13 protein-coding genes and 1 pseudogene are annotated in these 14905 nt (G+C 37.6%); 6 read left to right on the top strand and 8 right to left on the bottom strand.

Going from position 1 to position 14905, the window contains the following annotated elements:
- Positions 1-134: 134 nt before the first annotated feature.
- A complete protein-coding gene (locus ABIB40_RS12450; protein ID WP_354359521.1) occupies positions 135-1871 on the bottom strand; it encodes a phospho-sugar mutase in 1737 nt (578 codons plus the stop codon).
- A gap of 179 nt (positions 1872-2050) precedes the next feature.
- On the opposite strand from ABIB40_RS12450, the gene ABIB40_RS12445 reads away from it, so the two are divergent.
- The 3 genes and pseudogenes from ABIB40_RS12445 to ABIB40_RS12435 all read left to right on the top strand — a co-directional run.
- Positions 2051-3364 (top strand): aspartate kinase, encoded by a 1314-nt coding sequence (locus ABIB40_RS12445; RefSeq protein WP_354359519.1) that lies wholly within the window; start codon positions 2051-2053, stop codon positions 3362-3364.
- Between the two features lie 371 nt (positions 3365-3735).
- On the top strand, positions 3736-4983 hold the full coding sequence (lysA, locus tag ABIB40_RS12440; protein WP_354359517.1) for a diaminopimelate decarboxylase: 1248 nt from the start codon (positions 3736-3738) through the stop codon (positions 4981-4983).
- A 485-nt stretch (positions 4984-5468) separates the two neighbouring features.
- Positions 5469-5591 (top strand): annotated as a pseudogene (locus tag ABIB40_RS12435) (hypothetical protein); the annotation flags it as partial.
- Between the two features lie 280 nt (positions 5592-5871).
- Here the strand turns inward: ABIB40_RS12435 and ABIB40_RS12430 are convergent.
- Together ABIB40_RS12430 and ABIB40_RS12425 are read right to left on the bottom strand one after the other, a co-directional pair.
- Positions 5872-6180 carry a hypothetical protein gene (locus ABIB40_RS12430; RefSeq protein WP_354359515.1) on the bottom strand — a complete coding sequence of 103 codons (309 nt, stop codon included), beginning with the start codon at positions 6178-6180 and terminating at the stop codon, positions 5872-5874.
- Positions 6181-6183: 3 nt separating this feature from the next.
- Positions 6184-6363 carry a hypothetical protein gene (locus ABIB40_RS12425; RefSeq protein WP_354359513.1) on the bottom strand — a complete coding sequence of 60 codons (180 nt, stop codon included), beginning with the start codon at positions 6361-6363 and terminating at the stop codon, positions 6184-6186.
- A 190-nt stretch (positions 6364-6553) separates the two neighbouring features.
- Here ABIB40_RS12425 and ABIB40_RS12420 point away from each other — a divergent pair, with 190 nt between their 5' ends.
- Both ABIB40_RS12420 and ABIB40_RS12415 read left to right on the top strand, forming a co-directional pair.
- Complete coding sequence (locus ABIB40_RS12420; RefSeq protein ID WP_354359511.1) at positions 6554-7153, top strand: ExbD/TolR family protein; 600 nt, start codon at positions 6554-6556, stop codon at positions 7151-7153.
- A gap of 10 nt (positions 7154-7163) precedes the next feature.
- Positions 7164-7979: an energy transducer TonB gene (locus ABIB40_RS12415; RefSeq protein ID WP_354359509.1), complete on the top strand. Its 816-nt coding sequence runs from the start codon at positions 7164-7166 to the stop codon at positions 7977-7979.
- A gap of 420 nt (positions 7980-8399) precedes the next feature.
- Here ABIB40_RS12415 and ABIB40_RS12410 read toward each other — a convergent pair whose 3' ends face one another.
- The 5 genes from ABIB40_RS12410 to ABIB40_RS12390 all read right to left on the bottom strand — a co-directional run bounded on the left by ABIB40_RS12410 (position 8400) and on the right by ABIB40_RS12390 (position 13905).
- Positions 8400-10484, bottom strand: a complete 2085-nt coding sequence (locus ABIB40_RS12410) for a CehA/McbA family metallohydrolase domain-containing protein (RefSeq protein WP_354359507.1) — start codon at positions 10482-10484, stop codon at positions 8400-8402.
- Positions 10485-10784: 300 nt separating this feature from the next.
- Positions 10785-11567 (bottom strand): exodeoxyribonuclease III, encoded by a 783-nt coding sequence (gene xth, locus ABIB40_RS12405; RefSeq protein ID WP_354359505.1) that lies wholly within the window; start codon positions 11565-11567, stop codon positions 10785-10787.
- A 192-nt stretch (positions 11568-11759) separates the two neighbouring features.
- Positions 11760-12521 (bottom strand): DUF72 domain-containing protein, encoded by a 762-nt coding sequence (locus ABIB40_RS12400; RefSeq protein WP_354359503.1) that lies wholly within the window; start codon positions 12519-12521, stop codon positions 11760-11762.
- 27 nt (positions 12522-12548) lie between these two features.
- A complete protein-coding gene (locus ABIB40_RS12395) occupies positions 12549-13028 on the bottom strand; it encodes a hypothetical protein (RefSeq protein ID WP_354359501.1) in 480 nt (159 codons plus the stop codon).
- A gap of 637 nt (positions 13029-13665) precedes the next feature.
- Positions 13666-13905 carry a hypothetical protein gene (locus ABIB40_RS12390; protein ID WP_354359499.1) on the bottom strand — a complete coding sequence of 80 codons (240 nt, stop codon included), beginning with the start codon at positions 13903-13905 and terminating at the stop codon, positions 13666-13668.
- Between the two features lie 129 nt (positions 13906-14034).
- On the opposite strand from ABIB40_RS12390, the gene ABIB40_RS12385 reads away from it, so the two are divergent.
- Positions 14035-14718: a type 1 glutamine amidotransferase domain-containing protein gene (locus tag ABIB40_RS12385; RefSeq protein WP_354359497.1), complete on the top strand. Its 684-nt coding sequence runs from the start codon at positions 14035-14037 to the stop codon at positions 14716-14718.
- Positions 14719-14905: the final 187 nt, after the last annotated feature.

Raw genomic sequence — 14905 nt, 5'->3', positions numbered from 1 at the left:
AAAGATATAATGTATGGCGAGCCTGTCCCGATTTTGATTCGGGATTAAAGCGCCCAAACCTTTATAATAGATTTCTACTAAACATAGAAATCCCTCGCAAATTTAAAATCTGCGAGGGATTGATTGCTACAAGTTTACGCTTGCAAATCTTCCATTACCGCTTTCACTTTTTCGGTTAATTCGCCATTAACCTTCTCGAAATCTGCTTTGCTGGCCAACGGCGCATTTACGCTGCAATAAAATTTAATTTTTGGCTCGGTGCCACTTGGTCTAGCCGAAACAATGCTTCCGTCTTCGGTAATAAATTGCAACACATCTGATGTTGGATAGTCTAATTTACTCACTTCGTTGGTGTGCAAATTAGTTTCTTGCCCCAATTCGTAATCTTTTAAAACGGCAACTTTAGAACCACCCAAACTTTTTGGTGGATTGTTTCTAAAACCTTCCATCATGGCCTTAATTTCTTCGGCGCCAGTTTTACCTTTTTTGGTAAGCGAGACCAAATCTTCTTTGTACAAGCCATATTCTACATAAGTATCTAACAAAGCTTCGTACAAAGATTTGCCTTTATCTTTATAATAGGCAGTCATTTCTGCAATAAAAGCGGCAGAAACAATGGCATCTTTATCTCGCACCAAATCGCCGATAAGGTAGCCGTAACTTTCTTCGCCGCCGCCTATAAAGTATTTTTCGCCCTCTAATTGTGTCATCAGCTGACCTATGTACTTAAATCCCGTTAGGGTATTGTAATAGGTTACATTCTTTTTGTCGGCAATTGCCGCAATAAGGTTGCTGGTAACAATGGTTTTAACAATAAATTGCTTGCCATCTAACTTGCCTTTTTCTTGCCAAGCACTTAACAAATAGTTAATTAACAAACTACCAGTCTGGTTACCGTTCAGTAAAACCCATTCATTATTTGTGTCTTTAACGGCAATGCCAACGCGATCCGCATCTGGATCGGTTGCTAGCACCAAATCAGCGTCAATTTCTTTGGCTTTCTTTAGCGCCAAGGTAAGCGCTTCTTTTTCTTCTGGGTTTGGATAAACAACCGTTGGGAAATTTCCATCTGGCATACTTTGTTCTTCTACCAATGTTAAGTTGGTAAAACCGAATTGCTTTAAAGCTTGTGGCAACAAAGTTATGCCGGTCCCATGAATTGGTGAAAACACAATCTTAAGGTCGTGTTGGTTTTTTATCGCTTCTGGCGATATAGACAACGCAGTAATGCCGTCCAAATATAATTTATCTACGTCTTCGCCAATTAGCTTAATGTTTGCCTCTACGCGATCAAACTTTACCTCGTCTATACTATTAATTTTGTTCACTTCGTCGATAACCATTTTATCATCTGGCGAAGTAAACTGACCGCCATCTGCGCCGTATGCTTTATAACCATTGTACTCTTTCGGGTTATGCGAAGCGGTAAGCATTACACCACTTTTGCAGCCAAAATGCCTTACGGCGAAAGAAAGCTCAGGAGTTGGTCTTAACGCTGAGAAAAAATAAACAAGAATGCCGTTTGCAGAAAACACGTTTGCTGTAATTTCTGCAAAATAATCTGAATTGTTGCGACTATCGTGGGCAATGGCAACGCTTATTTTTTCGTTGGGATATTTGTTGTTTAGGTAATTTGCAAGTCCCTGTGTTGCGGTGCCAATGGTGTATTTGTTTACACGATTTGATCCAGCACCCATAATGCCACGCAAACCGCCTGTGCCAAACTCTAAATTTTTATAAAAAGCATCGGTAAGTTCTGTGCTGGCATTTGCATCTACCAATTTTTGGATGTCTTTTTTCGTGTCGGCATCGTAATTGCCGTTTAGCCATTTGTTTATGGTTTGCTGTGTTGCCGAATCTATTGTACTCATGTGTTTTTTTAATTTAAATGAAGATAAAATGACTAAAAACAATATAAATTTGGTTGTTGAACGGTTTTGCCGAGCAAATCCAAATTTAATTCTATGTGGATGTTGCAATTAAACTGCTTTTGCTTAATTTCACGCCCCGATACAATAATAAAGAAAAATTACCTATTCAAAATCTAAAAATGAAAATATTAAAATTTGGCGGAACATCTGTAGGGAGCCCGGAGCGCATGACCAAATTATTGGATATCATAAATCCTAATGAACCTCAAATCGTTGTTCTATCGGCTGTTGCCGGCACAACCAATAGCCTAGTAGATATTACAAATAAGTTATTAAAGGGCGATAAGCCTGCAGGTAGAGCCGCTACAAGTGCTCTGCACGAAAAATACAAGGCTTTCGTAATAGAACTTTTACCCGCTGAAGAGTACCAAGAACAAGGCAATTCGGTTATTGATTATCATTTTAATTTTTTAGAGACCTTAGCGCAAGATCTTTTTACAAGCATTGAGGAGAAAGTGGTTTTGGCGCAAGGCGAACTGCTGTCTACCAGTTTGTATCATATTTATTTAAAATCTATTGGCGTTCCATCTGTGTTGTTGGCTGCGCTAGATTTTATGAAGACCGATCAAGACAACGAGCCAGATATCTCTTACATCACCAAACATTTGATGCCGGTTTTAGAAGCCAATAAAGAGAATATGTTGTTTATTACGCAGGGTTACATTTGTAGAAATGTTTTTGGCGAGGTAGATAATTTACGCCGTGGAGGAAGTGATTATACAGCGTCTTTATTAGGGGCAGCCATTACCGCAGACGAGGTGCAAATTTGGACCGATATTGACGGCATGCACAACAACGATCCACGAATTGTTAAAGGTACAAAGCCCATCGCTCAACTTTCTTTTGACGAAGCTGCCGAGTTGGCTTACTTTGGCGCAAAAATATTGCACCCACAATCGGTTTTTCCAGCACAACGCTACAAAATTCCTGTTAGGTTGCTCAATACCATGGATCCTACCGCGCATGGAACTTTAATAAGTGCCGATAGCGAAAAAGGAAAGATAAAATCTATCGCAGCAAAGGATGGCATTACCGCCATAAAAATAAAATCTAGCCGTATGTTGTTGGCTTACGGTTTTTTACGTAAAGTTTTCGAGGTTTTTGAGCGATACAAAACCCCGATAGACATGATTACAACCTCTGAGGTTGCGATAACAGTTACAATAGATGATATAACTAGATTGACTGAGATTACCAAAGAATTAGAAGATTTTGGGAAAGTAGAAGTTGATACAGATCATACTATAATATGTGTTGTTGGCGATTTCAGTGCAGAAATGCATGGGTTTGCAAGCCGGGTTTTCGAGGCGCTTAAACATGTGCCTATACGGATGATTTCTTATGGAGGAAGCAACTATAATGTTTCTATTCTTATTGCTAGCGAGTATAAAACCGAAGCATTAAGAAGTTTACACAATAGGTTATTTGATTAGCACTTTGGGGTTGTGATTTCAGCTGGTTACTTTAAAAGTTTTTACACATAAAGCACATACAAAGCAAGTAACAATACCAAAGTACCTAAAAGTAAGTGCCCAAAGAAGAAGTTTAGCGGAAGCAGTCCATTTTTATATTTTCGGTAAGAATTTAGCAACCCAAAACAAATAACAATACAAACAAATATGGTGGCGACTATAACCATTTTTTAAAAGATAAAAAGAATACGATGATAAGAATAAGTACAATAAAGAACCTCAGTTTGCCATTGTACTGTTTTTGGGTAATCCTACCATTTTTTAGATCTAAATAGTTGCCTAGATAAACCATAGCAAAAAACAGAATTACAATAATTATTAAGAATTTAAGCATGTTTGGCGATAAAGATATAGCAAAGTTTAACAACGAAGAAACTCCTTTCTACTATTATGATTTAGAATTGTTGCAGAAAACCTTGCAACACTGTGCAAATGCCGCTTCACCATATAACTATCATGTGCATTATGCGTTAAAAGCAAATGTAAATCCAAGAGTGCTTTCAAAAATTAAGGATTTAGGTTTTGGTGCAGATTGTGTAAGTGCGGGCGAGGTTCGAAAAGCGATAGAAACCGGTTTTGATGCAAATAAAATTGTTTTTGCAGGGGTAGGAAAATCAGATAGAGAGATAAACGAGGCGTTAGATGTTGATGTTTTTTGTTTCAATGTAGAATCTATCCAAGAGTTGGAAGTGATAAACGAACTCGCCGAAAAAAAAGACAAGATTGCCCAGGTTGCTATCCGCATTAATCCAAATGTAGATGCGCACACACACCACAACATTACCACGGGCTTAGATGAAAATAAATTTGGCGTAAACTCTTGGGATTTACCAGCTTGTGTAGAGGTGTTAAAAGCTTCTAAAAACGTTCAGTTTGTTGGCATTCATTTTCACATTGGCTCTCAAATTACCAATTTAGATGTGTATAAAAATCTTTGTGTGCGGGTTAACGAATTTAGCAATTGGTTTGCCGATAGAGGTCTTGCTGTTAAAGTTTTAAATGTTGGCGGTGGTTTGGGCATCAACTATCAACAACCAGAGCAACAAATTCCAGATTTCGCTGCTTATTTTAAAATATTCAACGATTTTCTAGACATTAAACCTCATCAAGAAGTACACTTCGAATTGGGTAGGGCACTAGTTGGGCAATCGGCAAGTTTGATTACCCGCGCGCTCTACATTAAAAATGGCAAAAAGAAGAACTTTGTGGTATTAGATGCCGGAATGACGGAATTAATGCGCCCTGCTTTGTATCAAGCTTATCATAAGATAGAGAATTTGAGTAGGTCTGAAGACGGAAGTCGGAAGACAGAAGTTGGAGGTCAGAAGTCGGAGGTCGGAAGTCGGAGGTCGGAAGGTAACGAATTTACATCTCACACCCCACATCTCAAATCTACAATTAAGTATGATGTGGTTGGGCCGATTTGCGAGAGTACCGATTGTTTCGGCAAAGAGGTAGAACTGCCAGAAACTTTTCGTGGCGACGTGTTGGCCATTAGAAGTGCTGGCGCTTATGGCGAAGTAATGTCTACCAATTATAATTTAAGAGATAAACTTAGGTTTGTTTTTAAAGGAGAATAATTACAAGAAAGGTATTAGGCGTTGGGAATTAGATTTGGGGGAATAAATCAACCGGTTTTGCATGTGCATGCACTATAGCCAAATCGGTGGGGCGGGTCTCGCAGCAATTTCAACAAAAAAGCTTAAGACCCAATGTTGGACTAGTAGGCTGCACGCCTTAAGCTCATTATATTTAGGATTTAAGATGAAAATTCATTTCTAGTTATTTGGTTTCTCCCTTCGTGATTGAAGAGCATTAAATATTGTTTTGCTAGAGCCGTACAATCTCGTTCGGATTAAATTATTGCGCGTTTCAAGTTGTCAGTTCTAATAAACCAAAATTTAAAAGGTTATTCTAAAACAGCCTTTTTAAAGTACTGTTTAATTATAAACATCTTTACTTTTTGGGTTTAAGCCAATCAGGTCGAGACAATTTTTTATTAAACAATTAAATATCATGTTAACAATATTAGAAGAAACTAAAGGAGACTTAGGTTGGCGAAAAAAAATGTCAAGACCGGATGACTTCGTTTATGAAACCATTTAAAACAGCTGAAGTGAGATATTTTGACTTACAAGATAACGCGAAAGCGATGGATTGGGCCAAATCTTATAGAAAAGCACACTAGACTGCATCATAGTATATGTTTCTTGCATCTTTGGACTGGGTTAGTTGAGGTTAAAAGAAATGTACACGATAGCTTTTCTAAATAATATCTTCAGTATAATAGAATTACTCTGAATAATTGATCAAAAAATTAACGAGCAGCTTTTTTGATAGATTGTCTTCTCCTCCCAGAAAACTCAATACGCTTGTATAAAGCGTTCTATGATTTGTTGTTGAACCTGAATTGGCGTTCAAATCGTCTAACACTAAGGAGTTGTTTTGTGGTAAATTAGTAACCACCTCTATTTTTTCATCATTAAATATATCCTCATTTTTTTTATAGAAAACAGCAGCTTATCTTTTGCATCTTTCAGTTCGGTTATCTCAGCGCCAAATATATCGTTTGATTTTTTTACCGATGCAATAAGTTGTCCTTTATCATTAAGGAGGGATATTATTCGATTTCCAAAAATATCGTTTGATTTTTTTAGGATTATGGTTCTTTCTTTGCCATTTGCAGAAATTGTGATGCTTTTTAAGTCTGCGCCGAAAATATCCTTCGAACTTTTAATGGTTGTAGAGAATTTATTGGTCCGATTAATTGTCTCCACTTTCTAATCTCCGGAAATATCGGTCGAATAAGTAGTTTTAGAGATTTCGTTTCCACTACCGTCTTTGCAAATTATCACAGTATCTCCAAATATATTCACTGATTTAGAAATGCTGTAGTCCTGTGCGCTTGCAAGGGAACTAACTGCAAGAAAAATAAAAATGAGAAAGCGCTTAATTTTCATGAGCTTAATGTTAAAGACTTGTTTAAAACCGGCTCGTAGCCAAAATAGGTAACGTTTAAAGCTGCATCGTCTTTGGTCAATTAGCAATAGCATAAACTGCGCCAAGATACCCATTTTGAGAAAACAGAAAGCCAGTAGATTTGTAAAGCAGTATCTGGTCCCTACCTTTTGCAAACCTACCTCTCTTCAAATGAAATTAATTTCTAAAATTTTGCATCCGCTTTATGGAAAGGAGCGGGAAACGCCATCATTATTAAAAATCGATAAGAAAATGGCAGAATTAAACAAATGCAGAGGGAAAGCCGCACCAAGAGTTGATATGACTCCAATGGTAGATTTAATATTTTTACTGGTTACCTTCTTTATTTTAACCACCTCTATCTCTAAGCCACGGGCGATGGATATTGCAAAGCCAAATAAAAACATCAAACACCCAGATGTAGCCTTGGATCTAAAGGCATCTAAAACCGAGATTATTTTGTTGGGCAAAAACAATAAAGTGGCTTGGTACACGGGGGTTACAGGAGAGAAAGCTCCAAATTTTGAACGTCTTTCGCAAGTTAAAATGGCAATTACAGACAACAGGAAAGTTGCAGACGCTTCTGCTATTCCGGGCGACTTTGTAGTATTGGTTAAGCCAACGTCTGGTGCGGTCTTTAAGAATTTTGTAGACATTATGGATGAGCTGGTGGTGCTAAAAATTAAGGTACGACAGATTGATGATGAAAATATTATCCTATCCGAAAAAGAAGCAATGAAGTCAAAATATTTTATAAATCTTAAACCCTAAACCAATAATCATGTCAAAATCAAATATTTATAGCAAAGAATGGCTCGAAGTTGTTTTTGCTGACAAGAACAAAACGTATGGCGCTTACCAGTTGCGTAAAAATAGTTCGGCAAATGCTGCGCATGCACTTATTATAGGCTCAATAGCCTTCATTCTGTTGTTTTTTGCGCCAAAAATATACAGCTTAATTAGTGGAAATACCCACCAAAGCGATCATTCGGTAATAATCGAAACGGCAGTCGTAATGCCGCCTAAACCCTTAAATCCTAAAACACCACCGCCTATAGAACCGCCTAAACCAAAGGTAGATCAGTTAAAAATGACACCTCCAATTGTTAAGCCAGATATATTGGTTAAGGGAGAACCACCTACCATAGAAAAGTTAAAGCTGGCAAATCCGGGTCCACGAAACATTACGGGAGATCCAACTGCAGAGATTCAAATAGCCGATCCTGTTGGAGATGGCCCGAAAAGAGATGTTGCGGCCGCGGTAGGTGATGGAGACAGAATATACGACCAAATTGGCATAGAAAGACAACCTGAATTTCCTGGCGGGCTAGATAAGTTTTACAAATACCTTGGCGGTGCAATTAAATATCCATCTATGGCACAAGAAAATGGGGTGCAGGGCAAAGTTTTCTTAACCTTTGTGGTAGAAAAAGACGGTAGTCTTACCGATATACAAGTGGTAAAAGGACCGGGTAGCGGTACAAACGAAGAAGCCATCCGTGTGCTAAAGGAGAGCCCTCGGTGGCATCCAGGTATTCAAAACGGAGTTCCGGTAAGGGTTAAGTATAACATCGCAGTTAATTTTAACCTTCAGTAAGTTTCTCTTGAGTTTTGAATAACCTTTAATTTAAACCAAGTTTTGAGCCGTTTTAAATGAAAGAGGGATTGCTGTCTAGCAATCTCTCTTTTTTTTCGATTTTTGTAAGCGCTAAGAGATAAGCGTTTAAGTTTTTTTTCATGATTTGATTGGTTTGCCTAAGTTGGTTGCTTACTGATAGTTGCACAATAGACCGGAAGACTGTAACCTGAACATTTTTTATATCCACTTACGCGTGCAGTCGATAACATGTGCAAATGAAAGACTGGTTAAGCGATTTGCCCAAAACCTAACGCATAATACCTTTGTCATTTCCGCTCTACAATTTTTTTTTCTAATGTTTAGCCAAGCCTTTGAAATTAGTACATAGTGGTTTATTAAACTTTGTCTTGTGTCGATTTTAAATTTTAGTGTTGCAAACTACTCTAACCAAATCGTTTGTGTAAAGGCGCCATTTGTGGCAATGTCCCAAACCTCTAACCGCACCCATTTTCTGCCTTTTAAATTAATTTCCTGCTTAATGGTTTTCGACTCAAAAGCCTTAGTATTGCTAAGGTCTATTCTATTTCGGTAAACTCTCTCGCCATCGCCAGAAACCAATTCGGCATAGTTAAGCGGAAATGTCCAATTTACATCAAAGGAGATTTTTGCCAGTTTGCTTGGCTCGAGCCTGATGGTTTCTCCAGAGCTTTTGCCATTTACCGTGAACTTTGGAATAAGCACTTCGCCTGTTGTAGAAAAGAAATTACCCTTTTTCATAACATCTAAAACAGGCTGCCAACCGCCGCTAAAATCTGGTATTTTGTCCATCTTTAAATAATTCACGTTTAAATGGGCATACATTTCATTTTCGGGCTCAATGGTAAATAAGTCGCATTCGGCGATTATCTTCTTTTTTAAGCCCCAATTGTTCATGTCGTCCATTAAATTAAGTACACGCTTGCTTAATGTTTCTATAGAAAGATCTGCCGGGATATTTTTCCATGCGGCGCCAAGAAATGTATTCGACCTGAAAAATTTCTCATCTTTGTAAGCATCTGGATAGCCTGTAGAACCTTTTGTACGCGCATGTGCCGTCCAGGCCAATCCGTTTTCTACTTCCAGTAACTTTAGCATCTCTTCCTTGTTGCCAACATGATAGACTTTACCACGTTGAGGATCGGTGGTTACGAAGGGCACATTTTTTCCTTTGCTCATTACCCAGTAAACAGGTTTTGGAAAAAACGCAAGCCAGTGTCCGCCGTAAAAATTATTAGCTTCTTCGCCAGGAAGTAATAAGAAATTTTTACCAGACAGTCGGTTACATTGCTTAAAAAGCGCATCTAGCTCCATCAACCGAAGGCTGTCTGGTCCTTTTGGATGTCCCTCGCCATGAAATTCTGCCAAATGAACGATGTTAACCCCCAGCTCTTTAAATACCTTTACAAAATTTGGCTCTTCTGGTATAGGTTTGCCCGCCAATACCACTTTAGATATGAACTCATTATGGAAATGGCTTTGCATAGTTTTGTATCCCGGTAGGCTTACGTATTTGTCATCGTGGGTAAATTTTTTAACGGCCTGCAACGCATGCTCAGGATTATCTTTACTCAATAAACAAAAGAAGTTTAAGCGTTGTTGAGTTTTGGGTGGCGCATTAAACCATGGAACAAACCGTTTATCTCCTTCAAGTTCTTGCCTAATTCCTATTCCAAATTCAGGGATCATGTTACGGTAATTACTGCCGTACCAAGTAAAGTTTAAGTTAAAGGCCTCATCTAACGGGTAAAAGTATTGATGGGGAGCAGGGAAAACCGCCAGGCTTCCATTAGCCGTTTGGCCAATAACGGTTCTATATTTTACTTTAAGGTTTTTACTCTCATCTGCCTGCACGGCTTTAACCTCCTGCATTTGTTTATTCACGTCAGACCAAGCAATATTGCTCCACGGTTGGGTTTTACTCACTAAGCCTGCATCGTACAAAATGGCCGTAGAATCAGCCTGTGTTGCTACAACGCCTGCTATATTAAACAAAGGGCTACCGTTGTACAAGGTAATTTCTAGGTGTCCTTTAAAGTTTGCAGCTTTCAGCGCTCCAAGGCTAATTACCGTATGTTGGCCAATTGTTTTTATAGTCGCAGCATTTTGCTTTTCTAAAATAACCCTATAACTTTGATGTGGCTTTGTCGGCACTCTATCAAAAAAAACATCCCAGCCACCACTTTTTGGGTCTAAAGTTCGTTTTCCAATACTAAGAATAAACGCCGGAGAAAGGTTTTTTGCAATTTCTACAGCTTTGTTCTTCGGCCCCATTTGGATGCTTTTAAATAAAGGATAGTTGTTTCTAGTGTCTAAAAGCATCTTGCCGAATTCTTTATTTCCTACAGGCCAGGTCAATTCTAAATAGTTGCCGTTTACTTTGGCAGATACACCTGTTGATGAATTAAAATTTTTGAGATTTAGTCTTGGCTGGGCCTTTAGGCCTAAGGTAGCTGCCAATAGTAACATTAATACAGTAATTTTCATATCCTCTTTTTTTGTGACAGTAATACCCTTCGATTCACTTTTGTAATAATAGCGAATTTTTTTTGAAGAATATTTTCGGGAAGAGAATTAATCAGTTTGAATTACATATAATGAAATTGTGCAGGTGGCAAGGCTCTATAATCATTTTTTAGCAACTGGGGTTTTCCTTTTAACCGATTTAGTATAGCAAAAAGTTTTTGGCTCCGTATTAAAGAGCGGTCTAAAAAATGGGCGTCGAAATGTAGATGAAAGATAAAAAGCTGCAATAAATAAAAAGTTAATCACTTGCCATGTAATTGGCTAATTGCTATCCTCTACAGAAATTTCTATCCAAACTGGGCAATGGTCGCTAGATTTTTCCCAGCCTCTTACATGCTTATCCACCTTAGCAGATAAAAGCCTTTTCAAAACTTTATCATTTAACAAAAAATGGTCTATTCTCAAACCCGCATCTCGGTCATATGCTCGGCGCATGTAATCATAAAAAGTATAAATCCGCTCGGTGGGGTAGAGGTGTCGTATGGCATCGGTCCATCCAAGTTTTAGCAGCTGCTGATAAGCCAGCTTAGACTCCGGAAGAAAGAGTGCATTTGTTAAATATTTTTCTGGTTTGTAGGTATCTATTTCTGTAGGTATTACATTATAATCTCCAATTAGGAGTACTGGCCGATTGAAAGTTAACAGTTTTTTTGCGTGCAGATTTAAACGCTCAAACCATTTCAATTTATAATCAAGCTTGGGTCCAGGCGCTGGGTTACCATTTGGCAGATAAATACATCCGATCACCAATCCAAAAACAAATCCTTCAATATAGCGGCTTTGTTCGTCAGAAGCATCTCCATCTAGTCCGTGGCGGGTCTCTTTAATTTTCTCGGTAGCCAAAATCGCTACTCCATTCCAGCTTTTCTGGCCTTGCCAAACGGCATAGTAACCAGCTTCCAAAAGCTCTTTTTCGGGGAAAAGCCCACTAGGACATTTTAATTCCTGTAAGCAAACCACATCAGGTTTGGCTTCTGCAAGCCAGCGTAAAAGTACAGGGAGTCTTCCCTTTATCCCATTAACATTATAGGTTGCTATTTTCAAATTTTCTAAGCTTAGCTTCTTAATTATATACTGGAAAACACCATTTTAAAGTGCTTGTTTTTTTTAAATAGGTGGATTCAAGTAATAAATACAAGATTTGAGAATTTGAATGAATTTTTATAAACCCAAGCCTGCTCTTACACGATTTAAATTTGAGGAACAAAAGAAAAAATCAATTTCAACTTTTGCTCCTTAAATATTTTCCATCACAAATTTACGCAACAGATTTAAATTGGCATGTGCTGCTCCCATGGTGTTATTGAAATACGCAAAAACCTTTTTATCTTCTGCAAGCCACTCTTTAACATAAGTTGCATACTCACTTAACACATCATCTGAATAACTGCCACGATAATTTCCACCAGGACCATGAAATCGTAAATAGACAGAATTTCGGCTAGTTTCTATCATCGGACTATTCGCCGGAGACTTGTCGTGGATAACAATTCCTAATTTAAAGGTGTCCAAAAGTTCGTAAACCTCATCTACGTACAAACTAGGATGGCGAAATTCTAAAGCAATATTCCATTGATTATGTGGGTCATTGTCTTTGAGTGAAGACATCAAAAACTTTAAATTAATAAAATGGCTGATACGTACACTCGGCGGAAACTGGATTAACAGACAGCCTTTTTTTTCTTTTACCTGCGATATGACGTTAAAAAATCGAGACACTATATCGGAATCGAAGGTTAAATTTTTGCTGTGGGTTATCTCTTTAAAAAGCTTAAAAGTAAATCTAAATTCTTCTGGTACATCTTCTGCCCATTTTGTTATGGTAGAAGCCAGAGGAATTTTATAGAACGAACTATTTATCTCTATCGAATTCATCAAAGAAGCATAATAGCACAACCTGCTTTTATTTTTAAATTCTTCTGGATAATGTGATTTATTCGGTACCGGTAATAGTAACCCGCTAGTTCCAGAATAGTAGTTGTTAAAAGGTATTCCCATAATAAGAGTGCGTTTGGTAGCGGTTGATTACTTATCCAATTTTTTGACTTTCTGATTGAGTAGTATGGAAGTTAACGTTGCGGAAATTGAGAAAATAATATGAGCGGGTATAAGTTGAAGTAAATATTTTTTGAAATTAATATTTGGCGGGGTTGGATGATTTTTTAAGATTGTTCTCCAAACCAATGCACCAAATACCCCATTTAGTGTACCCAATATAAAAGCATTTGAGACGCTTTTTTTAATCTTATCAGCTTTCCATAATTCTTGGTAAATAGCGAAAAACATTACCCCGACTACATAATGCGCTATCCATCCTTCTAATTGAGATTTTTTCTTTGAACTACCGGGAACCAGACGGTGAAAAAGAGTAGCCAAATGTTCTGGCTCACTAAAATTGTCACTTTCTATCAAAGAGTAAAGATAACTAAACAATGTCATCATTGAGGTTCCAATAAGTGCCGATGGAATAGTGTTTCCTATTGTTTTTATCTTAAAATCATTCATTGGTCTCATTCGTTAGTAGAATCTATGCACTTTATTGCAAGACTTTCATTTTTTAAAAATATTAATTCAATTTTCAGCAGTGCACTTAAATTATCTAAGAGCGGTGCTCACTTCCTTCACTTTTATGCTTTACGGAAATAATTTTATTTTTCTTTCCCCAAATTTACCTACTTTTAGTACATAAGGGTTTGGTATCTAATAGGTTACTTGTTGCATCGGCATCCGAGTTCTTTGTCTGGTTGCAATCGTCCTCAGTTTTTGGTGATTCATTTGCGTTAGCGTTATCTGCATCGTTTCCTTTCAATTTGGATTTAAGGATCACGCCAACTTTTTTCTCCTCATTATTCTCTTATTTTTTGTTTGATGTTCCATAATAAGAAGATTTTGTGCGAAAACACATGTGTCTTGTTGGAAACCCATAGTAGTTATGGTTGCCCGTTTCCAATCAAGTTATTAAATTTTAGGTTGGTCTAAATTCGTTGGAATGTATTTCTCCATTAGAAGTAACTTGACGTCAGCCAGCAGAAAACGTTGCTATTTCGCAATTATTAACTAATGGAAAAGCCATATCAATTTTGCTAATGGTATGGCTTTTTTGCATTCAAACTTAATTATTCAAGGATAATCGGTTAGGGTTTCAATCGCTCCCCTGGGTTTTAACAATTTTATTGTAAATGCCCAATAAAAGTATAGGTGCTGCCCATTGGCCAACAAACAACGCTGTGTGTTTTTGCTTCGAGAATTTGAGCGCTAGTGAAATTCCCATTGATGCAAACGCAGCCCATAAAAATACGTCTGAAGGAATTTTTGCAGTCTGTTCTTCAATTTTTTTGGCTACTTCGCCCTCTTTGTGTTCCGGATTATAATCTGACATCATGTTTTCATTTAGGTTTCAAGAACACGATACATCAAGTTTTGTTCTGAAAAATAATGGTTTAATCCTTGCTGAACAAATAGACTGTTTTGGGGTTAAGTGCATTAGAATTTTATAACATATAATAATGCCATGAAAAAAATAGTAATGATAGTTACTTCGCATAAGGAGTTGATAGATACAGAAAGCACTACAGGATTATGGATTGGAGAGTTTACCGATCCTTATTATGAGTTTATCGACAAGGGTTATCAGGTTACGCTTGCAAGTCCAAAAGGTGGCAAGCCGCCCATTGACGAGATGAGTCAATTGACCGAAAACATTACGGGTTCGAATAGGAGATTTAACGATGATGATGTTGCTCAAAACGCATTGAGCAATACATTAAAACTCGAAGAGATTTCTACTACTGATTTCGATGCCGTATTTTACCCTGGCGGCCACGGACCATTATTTGACTTAGCAACAAATAACGTTAGCGGAAAATTGATTCTAGATTTTTTATCAAACGGAAAACCTGTGGCATCAGTATGCCATGGCCCGGCGGCTTTAATAAAAGCTGCTGAATTAGATCCATCAATATTGAAAGGCAAACAAGTAACGGGTTTTAGCAATACAGAAGAAACATTGGCGTTGCGAGCAGATAATATACCGTATAAATTAGAAGACCAATTAAAGAGCATGGGCGCAGATTACAAAAAAGGAATTGTACCTTTTCTTTCCCATATCGAAGTTGATGGCTTGTTGATAACAGGACAGAATCCTATGTCGGCTAGACCCACGGCAAAGGCGTTGATTGACTTTTTAGAGAAATAGGTTTAGGCGTAAAACGGCAGAACTCAACCAAAGCCCTGAAATTAAACGAATTCCTTCAACTCAATATAAAGCCGTCCCTTAATTATTTGTCTATTTGGAGTAAATTTTAGGTGTTGAAAGAACGATATTAAACAACTCACTCAACGTTAAATATACCTATTTAATGGGCTTTTACAGGATGTGAAAT

Origin of the sequence: Pedobacter sp. UYP30 (assembly GCF_040547165.1) — a bacterium.
Classification (GTDB): Bacteria; Bacteroidota; Bacteroidia; order Sphingobacteriales; family Sphingobacteriaceae; genus Pedobacter.
This window is presented reverse-complemented; position numbering and strand designations above follow the sequence as displayed.